This window comes from Massilia sp. S19_KUP03_FR1 (assembly GCF_036688685.1).
Taxonomy (GTDB): Bacteria; Pseudomonadota; Gammaproteobacteria; order Burkholderiales; family Burkholderiaceae_D; genus JALYUM01.
The window spans coordinates 73,369-89,965 of sequence record NZ_JAQQPS010000017.1 but is presented as its reverse complement, the minus strand read 5'-3'; the positions used below and the strand labels follow the sequence as shown (position 1 = coordinate 89,965).

Here is a 16,597-nt window from a genome sequence, read left to right as displayed (position 1 = left end):
CAAAACGATTTAGCAAAAAAAAAATGGGCACATGCCCATCTTCTTGTATTACACCCGAATACAGGACCTGCACCGTGCAACGGCGCCGAGAACGTTAATTGGGATGCACATTATAACGCGTTCCCCACGTTGCTGCAATCGCACAAGCAAGCGTGTACGGTTAAACAACAGTTGGCAAAGTTCCCACCCGCGACCTTAAAACGTCATCCCCGCGCAGACGCGGGACCCATAGCACGCATGCTACTTCGGACACGTGTTATGGATCCCGGCCTTCGCCGGGACGACGGTCTGCAGCGTTGCGGTGAAAAATCAGCCTCGACGGCCGCGCCGCGGCAAGCCGTGATCGGCAGCACGCGGACCTTGCGGGCCCTGCGGACGGCGCGCACCACTGGCATTGCCGAAACCGAAAGTCGTCTGCAATGGATCCGGCTGGCGTGGGCGACCGCCTTGTCCACCTGCGCCACCTGCACCGCCCGCACCACCACTACCCGGACGACCCGACGACGCCGCGCCGAACGGCTTGGCGCCGCGCGCCTGCCCCATGCCAGCACCTTGACCGCCATCGGTCGGACGCCCCGAACCAGGCCGCCCACCCGGACGGCCAGGACGGCCGGTGGCAGGACCAAATGGCTCGGCATTGCGGTTCGCATCGACGCGGTCGACCCGGTTACCGTCCGAGCGACGCGGATCTTCCGTGCGCGGCTTGCCGCCCTGAAAGGTTTTGCCGCCGCCAGCAGCCGCAGCGCCCTTCTTCTCGACGCCGAACGCGGTCAGCAGCGAACGGACATCGTTTTCTTCCAGCTCTTCCCAGCGACCACGTTTCAGGCCGCTCGGCAGGGTCATGGCGCCGTAGCGCGTACGGATCAGGCGCGACACGGTCAGGCCGATCGCTTCGAACATGCGGCGCACTTCGCGGTTACGGCCTTCGCCAATCACCACGCGGTACCATTTATTAATACCCTCACCGCCGCCATCGGCGATTTTGGTGAAACTTGCCACACCGTCGTCCAGCTCGACGCCGGCCAGCAGTTTCTGGCGCATGCCTTCTTCCAGCTCGCCCAGGGTGCGGACGGCGTATTCGCGGTCGATGTTGTAACGCGGGTGCATCAGGCGGTTGGCCAGGTCACCCGAGGTGGTGAAAATGAGCAAGCCTTCGGTGTTGAAGTCGAGGCGGCCGACGGCCAGCCATTTGCCGGCTTTCATGGTCGGCAAGCGATCGAATACCGATGGCCGGCCTTCCGGATCGTCATGGCTGACAATTTCGCCGGCCGGCTTGTGGTACACCAGCACGCGCGGTGGCTTGCTGCTGACTTTGCGCTGGATGAGCTTGCCGTTGATGCGCACTGCATCGGTCGGCAGGATGCGCTGGCCGATGTGGGCTGGCTCGCCGTTCACCGACACGCGGCCGGCAACGATCAGGTCTTCCATATCGCGGCGCGAACCGAGGCCCGCTTCGGCCAGCACCTTGTGCAGCTTCGGTGCGTCGTCGTCCGAGGTCAGGTCGCGGCGCACGGTTTTGGCCGGGCCGCCACGGCCGCCTTCGAGGGCATCGTAGTCGTCCGAGGTGACGAACGAGAAGGCCGTATCGGCTTCGTTCATCTTGGTGTGCGCCGGGCGCGCCTGCTTGCCCTGCGGCTTGTTGCCGTGGGCGCCAGGGACGCGCGGCTGGCCGTTGGCCTGCAGACCCGGCTGCTTGCGCTGGCCCGGCTTGCCTTGACGGCCGTCGCGGCGCGGCTGGCCTGCTTCAGCAGCGCCTTCGCTGGCCGCCTCAATGGCGACTGCAGCTGGTGCTGCGATATCGGCGACTGGCGCCGGCGGATTCGCCGCAGCATCGGCAGCGGCTGTCAGCTCGCGGATTTCGCGCTGGGCGCGCATCTGGCGCGGGCCGCGCGGCGTGCGGGCGACCGGTGCTTCACCCTCGGCGCCAGGCACGGCCTGGGCAGCCGACTCGGCCACCTCGGCAGCCTTCACAGCGCGGGCCGGACGCGTCTTGCGCGGCGCCGGCTCGGCAGTTTCAGCAGCCGGCGCAGTGGCATCGGCCGGCAGCGCGGCTTTACGCGGTGCGCGTTTCGGCTTGGCGTCAACCGCCGCGTCGCCGGCCTCCCCTGCTACTTTGGCGCGGCGTTTCGGCTTGGCGGCAGCGTCGGTCGGGGCGGCGTCTGCCGGCAAGGTCTCTTTAGTATGGATGTCGTCGTTCATTATTCGTGTCTAGGTTGTTGACCCGGCAGCGCGTGGTCGTGATTCAAGCCGTCTTCAGGTGAAGGCGCGGCCTCATGTCCGGCCGCCGTGGCTGCCGCTTTGTCAAAATTTTCCTGCAAGGCGGCTTCCAGCGCCGCCATTCCGCGTCCATCCTGCTCTGCCGCCTGCTGCAACGGCGGCAATTGCGACAGCATGCCCAGGCCCAGGTCGTCGAGAAACTGCTTCGTCGTCCCCAGCAAGGCTGGCCGCCCCACCACTTCGCGGTGGCCGATCACATCGATCCAGCCCCGGTCTTCCAGCATCTTGATCGTCTGCGAATTGACGGCGACACCGCGGATTTCTTCGATGTCGCCGCGCGTCACGGGCTGGCGGTAGGCAATGATGGCCAGCGTTTCCAGCGTCGCACGCGAATATTTCGGCGGTTTTTCCGGGCTCAGCCGGTCGAGATAAGGTTTCATCTCGGGCCGGCTCTGGAAGCGCCAGCCGGTTGCCAGGCTGACGATTTCAATGCCGCGGTCCGCCCAGTCGTGGCGCAGTTGTTCCAGCATCAACCGGATGGTATCGAGCCCCACGCCCGGTGGGGCATGGCGGCCGCCATCGACATCGATGAACAGCTTTTTCATGCCCTGGATGGTCATCGGCTCGCGCGCGCACAGCAATGCAGTTTCCAGCACCCGTTTCGCCTCGGCAGTATTCATCGCGGTAGATGGTTCAAAAAATACAATAGTGAATAGCTCACACGAAGCTCGTCGAAACCGGAATGGTTGCTGAATTCGTCGCTGAAATGCGTCACCCGGGCCGATGCGCGCCGGGCAGAAATGCCGTGGTGATCTTGCGGGTCTGTTGCTTGTACCTAAGCGAAAGTGTGTACTGCGTCGATAACCTGGAGGGCCAGCGCGACGCGAGCGAACACGACGTTTCCTGCAACTAACAGCCATTGTAACCGATAAAACCGGCAGATGGACATCTGCCAGGATAGCGCCGCGTCGCTGTGGCTTTTACGCCGCCAATCGTTCGGCGAGCAAGGCCGAAACGCCGACGAACGCAGGGTATTTCGCCGTAATGACAAAGGTCGGCACTTGCGCCAGGTAGGCGACGAAGCGGCCCTTGTGTTCAAAGCGGCGCCGGAACGGCGATTTGGCGAAGCGCTCGCCCAGGCGCGGCACAATCCCGCCGCCAATATAAATGCCGCCCTGCGCACCGAGCGTCACGGCCAGGTTGCCGGCCACGGTACCGAGCATGCCGCAAAACATGTCGATGGTTTCATCACACAGCGGGCAGCTACCCTCGAGCGCGCGGCGGGCGATGTCCGGGGCGGCCAGGCGCTCATCGGGCTGGCCCGCGTTGTCGGCCAGGGCGCGGTAGATCAGTTCCAGCCCGGCGCCAGACAACAAACGTTCGGCCGACACATGTTCGAATTCGCGCCAGGCGTACTGCAGCACGGCGACTTCCTTTTCGTTGGCCGGCGAGAACGTCACATGACCGCCTTCGCTGCACAGGGCGGTCCAGCCGGCGGCCTCGGTACTGTCATCAGCGCCTGATGACATGCTCTTGCCGGTGGGGATCATCCCGGACACACCCAGGCCGGTGCCGGCGCCCAGCAGGCCGAGCGGCGTACCGGGACGCACGCTGCCGCCGCCGATTTGCAGTTTTTCGCTGTCCTGCAAATGCGGCAAGGCACTCGCCAGTGCGCTGAAATCGTTCACGACAATCAAAATGCCGAAATCCAGCTCGGCCTGCAGTGCCGCGATCGAAAACTCCCAATGATGATTGGTCATGCGCACAAAATCGTCGACCACCGGGTTGGCAATGGCAATGGCCGCGTGGTGCACCAGGCCGAGGCCGGCGCTGGCAAGCTGCTCCGAGTCGAGGTAGGCCCGGATGGCGTCGGCCAGGCGCGGATAGTCGGCGCAGGCCAGCACCTCGATGAACTCGATGCGGCCGGGCGCCAGCTCGAGTGCGAAGCGCGCATTGGTGCCGCCCACGTCCGCTAGCAGGCGCGGTCCGCCCGCATGCAAAGGGACGGCGGTGGAGGTCGGCGGGAGAGCGTGGGTAGCGGTCATGGCAACATTGGTCAAAAAGCGATCCACAAGCTTAAGGAGTTATAACTATATACGCAAGTAATTTTGTAGTTTAGGTACAGTGCGTCGTTCTACTACGTAAATGAACGAGGAAATAGCGTAGTTCTGCTACGCGGCTTGCGCCTTGACGGGATTCGCCGCGGCCGCATTCCAGGCGTCGAGCCCGCCATGCAAGGGTTTCGCACGGTGAAAGCCGTGGGTCAGGAACTGGTGCGCCACCTGGGCCGCCGTCACGTCGTTCGGGCAACTGCAAAACACCACGATGTGGCGGTCCTTGTCGAGCGTGGCCATCAGCCGGTCGGGGCCGCATTCACCATACACCAGCGCACCCGGAATACCGTCTTCCATGCCGCGCGCCGTCAGGCTGCGCGCATCGACGATGACGGGGTCGTGGCCGGCCGCGATCAGCGCGTTCAACTCTTTCAGGCTGATGCGCTCGACGGCGTTGATGCGCGCGCGCCGGCGCCGCTGCACATACTTGTAAAGGACGAACCCGCCCAGCGCGGCGCCGAGTACCAGCAAGGCCCGGCCACCCATCAGTTGCAGAAAGCTCAGTACCTGGTCAACCCTGTCATTGAACAGAAAGCCCAGGGTCAGCCAGGTGCCGGACCACAGCAGGCCGCCGAGCGCACTGAGCGCCACGAAGTGCGGGATGGTCACACCCGTGGCGCCGGCCAGCGGCGGCGCCACGATGCTGAAGCCGGGAATGAACTTGGCAACCACCAGCGAATTGGGCCCGAAGCGCAGGAAGGTGTCTTCCGTCCTGCTGACACAGGAATCGGGAGACAGCGAGATTTTGCAGAGCAGGCGCAGGATGCGCTTGCCATAGAAGCGTCCGGCGCTGAACCAGAACCCGTCGCTGATCAGGACCGCCGTCACGCTGGCAAGCAGACACAGCCACAAATTGGCGCCACCATTGACCGACATGGCGCCGGCGACGATCAACCAGGGCGACGACGGCAGCGGCAAGCCGATCTGCTGGCACAGCACGATGCCGAAGACGATCAACACGCCGTACGTTTGGATCAGGGTGACGAGTTCGGACATGTTGTCATGGTAACGGAAATCGAACGGCGGCGTGCGCGGGGCGCCCCTATCTTTTTGAAGGGATGGCGGCCAGCAAGCTGCGCGTATAGGGCTGTTGTGGAGCGCGGTACAAGGTATCCGCATCGGCCAGCTCCACTACCCTGCCATGCTGCATCACCATCACCTGGTCGGCCATATATTTCACCACCGCCAGGTCGTGCGAAATAAAAATGTAGCTCATGCCGAATTCGTCCTGCAAATCCTGCAGCAGATTGAGCACCTGCGCCTGCACCGATACGTCCAGCGCCGACACCGATTCGTCGCATACTAAAATATCCGGCTGCATGGTCAGGCAGCGCGCAATGGCAATGCGCTGGCGCTGGCCACCAGAAAATTCGTGGGGATAGCGCCCGAATGCCGCCGCTGGCAAGCCGACCCGCTCCAGCAACTGCTGCGCCAGCCCCACCCGTTCGCGGTCGTTCGCGCCGACCGCGTGGATGCGCATCGGCTCGAGTAAAATCTGGCCCACCGTAAAACGCGGATTGAGCGATGCATACGGATTCTGGAAAATGATCTGGATCCGGCGTTTATAGGGAAGGTAAGCGCGTTCCGGCATGCTCAGCAGATCGTGTCCTTCAAACAGGGCGCTGCCGGAACTGGCCTGGTGCAGGCGCAACAGCGTCAGGCCCACAGTGGTCTTGCCGGAGCCGGACTCGCCCACGATGCCCAGCGTCTTGCCGCGCGCCAGTGTGAACGAGACGTCCTCGATAGCCTTGAACTCGCGCTTGCCGAACAGCCCCGTGCGCACAAAAAAACTTTTGCACAGCTTGTCGACCACCAGAATGGGGGTGTCGGCCGCCGTCAGGCCGCGCGTGCGTTGCTCGAGCGCGATGCCCGGTCCGGCGGCGCCGCTGAGGAAATCGTCGATCACCGGCAGGCGACGCGGGCGCGCGTCCAGCGTCGGGCGGCAATACAGCAGCGCGCGCGTGTACGGGTCGGCAGGCGCCTCCAGCACCTGCGTGGCGGCGCCCTCTTCCTTGACTTCGCCGTGGCGCATCACGATCACGCGGTCGGCAATTTCTGCCACCAGGCCGAGGTCGTGCGTGATGAACAGCACCGCCATCTGACGTTTGACTTGCAGGCTGGCGATCAGTTCCACGATCTGCTTCTGGATCGTCACATCCAGCGCCGTGGTGGGCTCGTCGGCGATGAGCAGCTTCGGTTCGCAGGCAATTGCCATGGCGATCATCACGCGCTGCTGCTGGCCGCCCGACATCTGGCTCGGATAAGCATCGATTTTGGTGGATGGATCGGGCATGCCGACTTCTTTCAGCAGCGCGATGGTGCGCGCGCGCGCTTCCCGGCCTGATAAGCCCAGGTGCAGGCGCAGCACTTCGCCGATCTGAAAACCAACCGTGAACACGGGATTCAAGGACGACATCGGTTCCTGGAAAATCATGGCGATGTCCTTGCCGCACAGCGCGCGGCGCTGGTCGATCGACAGCGCCAGCAGGTCGACGCCGTTGAACAGGATCTGGCTGCCGGGAGAAATCGTCGTCGTGTCGCGCGGCAGCAAGCCCATCACGGCCAGCGAACTGACCGACTTGCCGCTGCCGGACTCTCCCACCAGCGCCACCGTGGTGTTCGCCGGGACGGTGAATGAGATGCCTTTCACGGCCTCGCTGCTGGTGTGCTTGTCGACGCGAAAGCTGATGCGCAGGTCGCGCACTTCAAGGAGATTGGTCATTTCAGTTTCGGGTCGAGCGCGTCGCGCAGGGCATCGGTGAGCAGGGAGAACGCGGTGACCAGCACGGCCATGCTACTGGCCGCAGCCGCCAGCTGCCACCATTTACCGAGGATCAGTTCATTCTGCGCTTCATTGAGCATGCTGCCCCACGAGACGGTCCCGACCGGCACGCCGAAGCCCAGAAAGGACAAAATGACTTCGGCCTTGATAAAGCCGACCACCAGGATCGACAGCTGCACCAGCGCCACGTGGCTGACGTTGGGGAAGATATGCGAGAACATCTTGCGCCAGTTCGAGGCCCCGATCGCGTGCGCGGCCAGCACGTACTCGCGCCCCTTGTGCTTGATGTACTCGGCGCGGATCAGGCGGAACGGCCCGGTCCAGCCGGTCAGCCCGAGGATCAGCACGATGGTGACGATACCCTTTTGCTGCAGCACCGCGGCCACCGTCAGGATCATCAAAATCGCCGGAATCGAGGTGAACACGCTGTAGAACCAGTTGAACAGGTCGTCCACCAGGCCGCCGTAAAAACCGGCAAACGCGCCAAACAGCGTGCCCAGCACGACGGCCAGCAAGGCCGCTCCCAGCCCGACCACGATCGAGGTCTGCGCACCTTTGACGGTTTTCTTGACGATGTCATGGCCCCATTTGTCGGCGCCGAACGGCAGCGTCGTGCGCTTCGCTGCTGGCGCGACCAGCTTGCCGCTCTGGCCCAGCGCCGCGATATCGGCGGCCAGCGGATCGAAGGGATTCGGTGCCAGCGCCCCATGCGCCGCCTGCACCGCGGCGCTGGCGGCGTCGGCGCCTGCAAACATCGGCGGGGCATAGTTGACGCCCACTTCCTGCTCCCAGTCGGCCGCCACCAGGCCGCTGGCGGACAAGGCCAGCAACAGCAAAAACGCCGCCACCACCGCCAGCGCGAGCATCGCGATGCGGTCGGCGCGCAGGCGGCGCCAGGCCAGCATCCACAGTCCGGGAGACGCGGCCGTCATGTCAGCTGCACCCGTGGATCGACGGCCTGGTACAGCACGTCCGCCAATAAATTGAACAGCATCGTGGCTGCGGCCACGTACACGGTGATGGCTTTAATAACGGGAAAATCGCTGCGCTCGACGGCCAGGATCACTTCACGCCCGATGCCGGGAATCCCGAAAAACCGTTCCAGCAAGAAGGCGCCGATCAACAAGGCCGGCAGGTTGGCCATCACGTGGGTGATGATGGGAATCGCGGCATTCCTGAGCACATGCACCCAGACGATGCGGCGCTCCGACAAACCCTTGGCGCGCGCCGTGCGCACATAGTCCTGCCCCGCTTCGTCGAGCACGAAACTGCGGAACAGGCGCAGGGTTGGCGCAATCGACACGCACAGCCCGATCAGGATCGGCAGCGGCGCGTAATGCAGCAGGTTCTGGCCCAGGCTGTCGCCCCAGCCCTGCACCGGAAACCAGCCCAGCTTGTAGGCCAGGCCATATTGAAACGCGATGATGTAGACCAGGATGCTGACCGACATCCCGACCGTGCACGCCACCATCACGGCGCGATCGATGCGCGAGCCGCGTACAAAGGCGAGCGCCAGCGCCAGCGCAATGCCGATCCCGGTTTCCAGGATGGTCAGCGGAATGAGCACCGTCAGCGACGGGCCCAGGCGGCTGGTGATGATCTGCGAAACCGGCTCGCCGGTCGCCCAGGAATTGCCGAAGTCGAAGGTGAGGATCTGCTGGACGAATTTCCACAGCTGTACCGGATACGGCTGATCGACGCCGAGTTGGGCGCGGATATTCGCGATGGCCTGCGCATCCGACATCTTGCCCGCCAGGATGTAGGCCGGGTCGCCACCGACCCAGTTAAACAGCAGGAACACCAGCAGGACCACCCCGGCCATGGTGGGCACCATCTGCCACAGGCGGCGCAAGAAATAAGCGGACATGGAATGGAATCGCGTGTGCCTGAGGAAAGACCACACCATAGCGCAAATGTAGACGTGGCAACAAGTGCCGCGCCGTGAACGGAGAAGCGCCCGTATCCATACTCGCACAATTTGCTTTTGGTAAATACAAAAATGACAAAAACATGATTACCAGTTGTATTTTTGTCGCAAAGAAATTTGCTAATTGACATGACTCCCTTGTAAATGTTTGTATGTCTGTACGACCACTTGTCATCGTGACGTCACAAATACAGTTGTCAATTCAGACCTCTGCGCGCCGGGTGCGTGCCTGGTGGGCAGAATTACACGGGGAAATCGCTATGATCGTTGAAACTGTTTTAGCTCGTTCAGTACGCTTGATGTTTACCGGAAGTATTGCTGTCGTTATGTCCGCAGCGGCGGCGCAGGAGGCAGAGGCGCCGCCAGCGGCGCGCGTGGAAGTAACGGGTTCGCGCATTCCCACGGCCAACCTGGAAGGGCCAAGCCCGATCACGGTTGTCACTGCGAAGGACATCCAGGCAGAAGGTGCGCGTTCGGTCGAGAGTTTCCTGAACAACCTGCCGCAAGTGTTCGCGGACCAGGGCGGCAGCATCTCCAACGGCGCCACCGGCACCGCGACGGTCAACCTGCGTAACTTTGGCGCCGACCGCACCCTGGTGCTGGTCAATGGCCGCCGTCTGCCTGCCGGCAGCCCGACCTCCACTGCCGCCGACTTGAACCAGATCCCGGCGCCGCTGATCAAGCGGGTCGAAGTGCTGACCGGCGGCGCATCTGCCGTGTACGGTTCGGATGCGGTGGCCGGCGTGGTCAACTTCATCATGAACGACACCTTCAGCGGCTTGCAACTGGAAGTGAACCAGAGTTTCTACAACCACTCCCAACACGGCGGCAATGCGGCCCAGGCCTCAGCCGACCGAAATTTCCCGCTGCCGGGCAAAATCGGCGCCGATGGCAAGATCAAGGATGGCGCCCTGACGATGGGTGGCAACTTCGACAACGGCAAGGGCAATGCGGTGGTGTATCTCGGTTACAAGAAGGAAGAACCGATCCTGCAGGCCGCGCGTGACTTCACGGCCTGCTCGCTGGGCGGCTTCACGACTGGCGACAAGTTCCATTGCGGCGGCTCCGGCACCAGCTATCCAGGCCGCTTCTTCACCGACAACGGCCAGAAAACCGTGGCCGATGCCAACGGCGGCGTGCGCCCCTATGTGGCCGCAACCGACCAGTATAACTTCGGCCCCCTGAATTACTTCCAGCGACCTTCCGAACGCTACGAATTCAGCTCGTTCGCCCACTACGACGTCAGCGACAAGGCACGTTTCTACATGGAAGCGGCTTTCCACGATGACCACACGGTGGCGCAGATCGCGCCATCCGGCCTGTTCGGTTTCGATGCGTCCGGTGCGAATGCGATCCACTACGAAAACCCGTTCCTGTCGTCGCAATGGCGCTCGGCACTGGGCCTGGCGGCACCCGGCGACACGGCTGACGCGCTGATCTATCGCCGCAACGTCGAAGGCGGCGGCCGCCAGGACGACATCCGTAACACGTCGTACCGCGGCGTCATCGGTATCAAGGGCGAAATTGGCAAGTGGAATTACGATGTATTCGCGCAGATGGGCAAGGTGCTGTATGCCGAGAACTACTTCAATGACTTCTCGAACGTGCGCATCGGCCGCGCGCTCGACGCGGTCACCGATGCTAACGGCAACGCCGTCTGCCGCAGCGTGGTGAACGGCACCGATCCAAACTGCGTACCATACAACATTTGGTCCCTGGGCAAGATTACACCGGCAGCGCTGAAATATCTGCAAACACCAGGCTTCAAGCGCGGCAGTACCTCGCAAAGCGTGGAGGGCTTCAACTTGTCGAGCGACCTGGGCGACTACGGTCTGAAGATGCCGCTGGCAAAAAGCGGCGTCGGCATCGCATTCGGCTTCGAACACCGCACCGAAAAACTGGACCTTGCAACCGACGTCGAATTCGATACCGGCGACCTGGCTGGCCAGGGTGGCCCAACCCACGGCGTGGGCGGCAGCTTCAGCGTGAAAGATTACTACGTCGAAGCGCGCGTGCCGCTGCTCGAAAAAGTACCGTTTGCTGAATTGCTCAGCGTAAATGCCAGCTATCGCAATTCGGATTACACCACGGGCCAGAAGACCGACTCCTACGGCGTCGGTGTCGAATGGGCGCCGATCAAGGAAATCAAACTGCGTGGCAGTTACCAGCGTGCAGCACGGGCCGCGAATATCGTCGAACTGTACACAGCCCAAGGCCTGGGCCTGTTCGGCATGGACAGCGACCCGTGCGCCGGCGCCAAGCCGACAGCCTCGCTGGCGCAATGCGCCCGCACTGGCGTTACCGCGGCCCAGTACGGCAACATCGAAGACAGTCCAGCCCAGCAATACAATGCTGTTTTCGGTGGCGCTGCCGATTTGAAGCCGGAGAAGTCCGATTCCTACACGCTGGGCCTGGTCTTGACACCCCTGCGCGACCTGAGCTTCACAATCGACGCGTTCGACATGAAGGTCAAGGGCGTGATTGACGAACTGCCGCCAGCGACCACCCTCGACACTTGCCTCGAAACAGGCAGCGCCGCGTCATGCAGCCTGATCACGCGTGACCGGCTCGGGACCTTGTGGGCACTCGAAACCGCCCGCATCCTTGCGTTCAACCAGAACCTGGCCGTTCGCAAGACCAGGGGCATCGACTTCGGCGCCAACTATCGCTACAAGATGGCCGACCTCGGCTCGCTCGACTTCGCCCTGAACGGCACCTTCCTCAAGGAATTCATCCAGGAAGATTTCCCGGGCAATGGCGAATATGACTGCGCTGGCTACCATGGCACCACCTGCGGCACCCCGCTGCCGAAATGGCGCCACAAGGCCCGCGTTTCCTGGACCACGCCATGGGCCGCCAACCTGAACCTGACCTGGCGTCACATCAATGCAGTCGAACTGGAAACGAGCAGCACCAACAAGCACCTGACCGCGGAATCGGAAACGGCCGACCAGCGCTACTCGGCCCGCGACTACCTGGATCTGTCCGCGAGCTATCGCGTCAACAAGATCTTCACGTTCAGTGCCGGCATCAATAACCTGTTCGACCGCGATCCGCCGGTCAGCGGCGTGGTGGCCGCCACGCTGGGCAACGGCAACACCTATCCACAGGTGTACGACGCCCTGGGCCGCAAGGTCTTCATGAATCTGACCGCGAAGTTCTGATCTTCGTCGCGGCAGCCAAACGGCGCACTTCGGTGCGCCGTTTTTTTGCCCGCCTTTTCTTATAAGCCGAAGCTGCCCTCTTCTTTTGAAAACGCATCGATGGCGACCGCCATGGCCGCCACTGCGTGCCGCTCCGCCAGGCTCAGCTGCGGATGCCAGATATCGAACATCAAAATCGTGCGCGCCTGCGTGCCATCGTTCCAGGCTTCGTGCTCGACGGTGTCATCGAACACCCAGGCCTGGCCAGGCACCCACGCGCGCGTTTCATTGCCGACCCGAAAACGGCAACCGGACGGCACCGTCAGCGGCAGGTGCACCACCAGGCGCGCATTCGACACGCCGGTGTGCGCCGGGATGTGGGTCCCGGCTTGCAAGCGCGAAAACATCGCGGTCGGCGTGCGCCCCCGCTGGTCGGGCTGGGGTGCACCGGCCAGGGCCGCCATGGTGGCCGGACAGCACGCCGCGTGGTCAGCGTTGACGACACCCGCTTCGATCAGGTGGTAGGCACTCCAGGCCAAATTGCGATTCAGCTCGGCCCATTGGCGCAGCGGCTGGTCGGACTGGTATTGCAGATAGGGGCTGAGCGCGACACGATCCATCAACGCGACATCGCACTCTGCGCGGATGGCATCGGTGGCCGCCTCGATGGCATCGAGCCAGGGAAACGCCTCGCGGGGAAAAAAACTGGCCGGCGCCAGGCCGTGAAAATGAAACAGGGCCGATTGCGAATCGAAGCGGCGCTTGCGTCCCAGCATGATATCGACTGACTCGCGAAACCGCGCCAGGTTTTCGCCCTGCAACTCGTCCAGCGTGGGTGCCAGCGCCGCGTCGAGAAACGCGCCGAATTCGTCCTGGTAGCGGTCGCGCTGCGCCTGGGCTTGGCGCACCGCCGGCTGCAAATTGGGCGCCAGCCGTTCCAGCGGCGGCGCCACCGCCGCGACCGCGCCGTACGCGCGCGCAGCCGCGTGGCGCTTGCCCTGGCGCGCCAGCAAACCGGCGCGCAGGATCAGCGCAATCAAATCGCTCGGGTCGATCGTCAGTGCGGCGCGGATGGCCGCCTCTTCGCCTGCTTCATTGCCCTGGGCCTGATACACCACAGCCAGATTCACCCATGCCTGCAGGCCACAGCCGGGAAACGCCACCAGGCGTGCCAACAAGCCCTGAGCACGCGCCAGGTCGCCTGCGTAAAAGGCCGTCTGGCTCAAGGCCAGCAAGGCAGAAGGGTCTTCGATGGGCGTCATTCGCAGGTTCTATTCAGGAAAAGTGGGATCGCTCCATTCTGGCGCGCCTGTGTACTTACAGCAAGTTGTATGTTGATCGAAACTGATGGTTTGCGCAGGCCGCTGGCGCCAGCCGCATGGTATTTCGTCGCAGATGTGTTGTAAATTTGCAATATGCATTCATACACTGTTGACAGAAATCTACGCGGAATGGTTTGATGCTTTGGCACAAAATTTACATTCATTTACAAAAACGAGCGACCGGCTGGCCACGCACCCGATTCGGGCAGAACCAATACTTCCTTGCCCGAAACGACGATGTGCGCCACTTGGTCTTGCCCAAAGGTCAACTCCAGGAGTTTCAATGCATCAGAAAAAAGTACTTGTCCAGGCTATTTCCCTCGCCCTCGCCTACGCCGCTCTGCAGGCACCGGCCATGGCCCAGGTTACTGAGCAAGGCCCGATCCAGCGCGTCGAAGTGACCGGTTCGAGCATCAAGCGCGCCAGCGTCGAGACCGCGTCGCCGATCCAGGTCATCACCCGCGACGATATCGCCAAGTCCGGCAAGGGCACCGTGGCCGAATACCTGCAAACGCTGACCGCCGACGGCGCCGGCTCGCTGCCAACCGGCTTCGGCAACGGTTTTGCCGCCGGCTCGACCGCCATCTCGCTGCGCGGCCTGGGTGCGACCTCGACCCTGGTGCTACTCAACGGTCGCCGCATGGCGCCGTTCGCGCGCGCTGACGATGGCCAGAAAAGCTTTACTGACCTCGCGACCATTCCAATGGAAGCGGTGGAACGCATCGAAGTGCTCAAGGACGGCGCCTCCGCCACCTATGGCGCCGATGCCATCGCCGGCGTGGTCAACATCATCCTGCGCAAGGACTTCACCGGCCTGGCCGTCAAAATGGAAGCCGGCACCTCGCGCTACCGCGACGCCGAGCAGGGCAAGCTGGCCCTCACCTGGGGCAAGGGCAACCTGGACGAAGACGGCTACAACTGGCTGATCAATGCCGAGCTGTTCGGCAATAGCCAACTGATGAACAAGGACCGCGCCGACCGCGCATGGATCGGCCACGGCGACATCCGCCCATGGGGCTATGCTGCCAACACCCAGTTTGCCGCCGGCTACCTCACGCAGGGCGCATCGACCGCCACCCCGACCGGCGCACTGCGCGATCCTAATTCCAAGAACCTGGACTATGTTTCGCTGCCTGGCTGCGCGGCCTTGTCGACCACGGTCGCCCAGGACCCAAAAGGTGGTTGCCTGTGGTACGCCGACCAGTTCCGTTCAATGCAGCCGAAAATCGGCGGCCTGAACCTGTACACCCGCTTCACCAAGAACCTGGACGGCGACCTGCAACTGTACGCCGAAGCAGGCTACTCGAAGCGCGATACCGAATTCACGCTGATTCCGGCATCGACCAGCACCACCGTGGCGTTCCCGCCGAACGCTGCCAACCCGACCGGCGTGATCAACTACGGCAACACCATCCTGGTCGCGGCCGGTCATCCGCAAAATCCGTACGGCGTCGCGACGCGCGTGCGCTATTCGATGTTCGACGTCGGCCCGAGCACCCGCTCGGCCGACAATGAGTTCAGCCGCTTCGTGATCGGCATCAAGGGCGCGAAATTCGGCTGGGACTTCGACACCGGCTACACGCACTCGCAATCGGCGCTCGACCTGAACTACAGCAACATGATCAACATGAAGGTGTTGCAGGCCGCGCTTGGCGATCCGACCAGTAAATACTTCCCGTATTACCTCGGAGCCCAGTCCAGCAAGAATCCGGCTTCCCTGTACGCCGCCATGGTGACGAACGCCACCTCGCACTCCACCACCGAGCTCGACGTCGTCGACTTCAAGGCCTCGCGCGAGTTGATGCAACTGCCGGGCGGCGCACTTGGCCTGGCAGTCGGCACCGAATACCGCCGCCTGAAGCTGGACAACCCGTCGCTGTCGGGCACCGCAGACGGCTCCATCAATTCGTCGTATGTCGCCGCCAAGGGCACCGACGACGTCAAGGCGGTGTTCGTCGAACTCGTGGCGCCGGTCATCAAGTCGGTCGAACTGAGCGGCGCATTGCGCTATGACCGCTACAAGAACTTCTCCTCGACCACGCCGAAACTGGGCGCCAAGTGGACCCCGGTGAACAGCTTCGCGCTGCGCGGCACCTACTCGGAAGGCTTCCGCGCCCCGGGTCCGGCTGAATCCGGCGTCGACAGCCAGAGCACGGGTAACTCCTCAGTACGCGATCCGGTACGATGCCCGGGCAACGTCCCGGCTGCCGGCGGCGCCACCCTGGCCGACTGCTCGATCACGATCGGCGCGGTCAAGGTCGGCAACCCGAACCTGCAACCGGAGACGTCGAAAGGCGCCACCCTGGGCATGGTCTGGGATCCGCTGCCATTCACCAGCATGTCGCTGGACGCCTGGAAGATCAAGCGCAGCAACGAGATCAACCCGCTCTCATACGTCGAAGCGGCCGCACTGCCTACCGCGATCCGCAACGACAACAACCTGGTTGTGAATGGTGTCGTCGTACCGAACACCGGCACCCTGCTGCTGTCGAACGCGCCGTACCAGAACTCGAGCTACACCGAAGTCAAGGGTATCGACCTGGACGTCAAGCAGCGCATTCCGATGGGCAGCTATGGCCGCTCGATCATCAACCTGACCTGGACCCACGTGGCCTCGTGGCGCCGCGCCGAGAAAAACGGCACGACGTTCCAGTACGCCGGTACCCACGGCAACTGCGATACCTCGAACTGCGCCGGCACGCCGAAGGACAAGATCAGCGTGAACGCCACCTGGGAGCGTGAACTCCTGAGCGTGAGCGCGATTGCCAACTACCGCGCCGACCTGGCCAATACCTCCTTTGCCGGCGACAAGTGCGCATCACAGTATGCCGACGGTTCTGGTGCACCGAATGGCTGCCGTCTGGCATCGTTCACCACCGTCGATGTGTCGGCACGCTACAAGCTGAGCGCACAATGGCAGGTGTATGCGTCGATCTCGAACCTGTTCGACAAGATCGCGCCGCTCGATCCGCTGACCTATGGCGGCCTGAGCTACAACCCGATGGACGCCAGCGGTGCAATTGGCCGTTACTTCAAGATCGGTGCGCGCGCCCAGTTCTAAGCGTTTAAGCGTAAGCAACGACAAAAAAGGC

Annotated in this window: 10 protein-coding genes; 2 read left to right on the top strand and 8 right to left on the bottom strand. The window is 62.9% G+C overall.

The window, feature by feature from the left end; all coding sequences use genetic code 11:
• Window positions 1–309: 309 nt before the first annotated feature.
• From rluB to V6M87_RS18840, 7 genes are all read right to left on the bottom strand, one after another.
• Window positions 310–2,199: a 23S rRNA pseudouridine(2605) synthase RluB gene (gene rluB, locus V6M87_RS18870; RefSeq protein WP_332878198.1), complete on the bottom strand. Its 1,890-nt coding sequence runs from the start codon at window positions 2,197–2,199 to the stop codon at window positions 310–312.
• Entirely contained in the window at window positions 2,199–2,897 is a 699-nt protein-coding gene (gene scpB / locus V6M87_RS18865; RefSeq protein WP_332878197.1) for an SMC-Scp complex subunit ScpB, read from the bottom strand. The genes rluB and scpB overlap by 1 nt, the downstream gene beginning before the upstream one ends.
• 300 nt (window positions 2,898–3,197) lie before the next feature.
• Complete coding sequence (locus V6M87_RS18860) at window positions 3,198–4,262, bottom strand: glucokinase (protein WP_332878196.1); 1,065 nt, start codon at window positions 4,260–4,262, stop codon at window positions 3,198–3,200.
• A 126-nt stretch (window positions 4,263–4,388) separates the two neighbouring features.
• Window positions 4,389–5,327, bottom strand: coding sequence for a DedA family protein/thiosulfate sulfurtransferase GlpE (locus V6M87_RS18855; protein WP_332878195.1), 939 nt, complete (start codon window positions 5,325–5,327; stop codon window positions 4,389–4,391).
• Window positions 5,328–5,373: 46 nt separating this feature from the next.
• Window positions 5,374–7,053, bottom strand: a complete 1,680-nt coding sequence (locus tag V6M87_RS18850) for an ABC transporter ATP-binding protein (RefSeq protein WP_332878194.1) — start codon at window positions 7,051–7,053, stop codon at window positions 5,374–5,376.
• The gene (locus V6M87_RS18845) at window positions 7,050–8,045 is read right to left on the bottom strand and encodes an ABC transporter permease (protein WP_332878193.1); all 996 of its coding nucleotides are present in this window, start codon (window positions 8,043–8,045) and stop codon (window positions 7,050–7,052) included. Before V6M87_RS18845 ends, V6M87_RS18850 begins: the two co-directional genes overlap by 4 nt.
• A complete protein-coding gene (locus tag V6M87_RS18840) occupies window positions 8,042–8,980 on the bottom strand; it encodes an ABC transporter permease (protein ID WP_332878192.1) in 939 nt (312 codons plus the stop codon). The genes V6M87_RS18845 and V6M87_RS18840 overlap by 4 nt, the downstream gene beginning before the upstream one ends.
• Window positions 8,981–9,366: 386 nt before the next feature.
• On the opposite strand from V6M87_RS18840, the gene V6M87_RS18835 reads away from it, so the two are divergent.
• Window positions 9,367–12,204 carry a TonB-dependent receptor domain-containing protein gene (locus tag V6M87_RS18835; RefSeq protein WP_332878191.1) on the top strand — a complete coding sequence of 946 codons (2,838 nt, stop codon included), beginning with the start codon at window positions 9,367–9,369 and terminating at the stop codon, window positions 12,202–12,204.
• A 59-nt stretch (window positions 12,205–12,263) separates the two neighbouring features.
• Here the strand turns inward: V6M87_RS18835 and V6M87_RS18830 are convergent, their stop codons facing one another.
• A complete protein-coding gene (locus V6M87_RS18830) occupies window positions 12,264–13,445 on the bottom strand; it encodes an aspartyl/asparaginyl beta-hydroxylase domain-containing protein (RefSeq protein ID WP_332878190.1) in 1,182 nt (393 codons plus the stop codon).
• A gap of 343 nt (window positions 13,446–13,788) precedes the next feature.
• On the opposite strand from V6M87_RS18830, the gene V6M87_RS18825 reads away from it, so the two are divergent.
• Window positions 13,789–16,566: a TonB-dependent receptor gene (locus tag V6M87_RS18825; RefSeq protein WP_332878189.1), complete on the top strand. Its 2,778-nt coding sequence runs from the start codon at window positions 13,789–13,791 to the stop codon at window positions 16,564–16,566.
• Window positions 16,567–16,597: the final 31 nt, after the last annotated feature.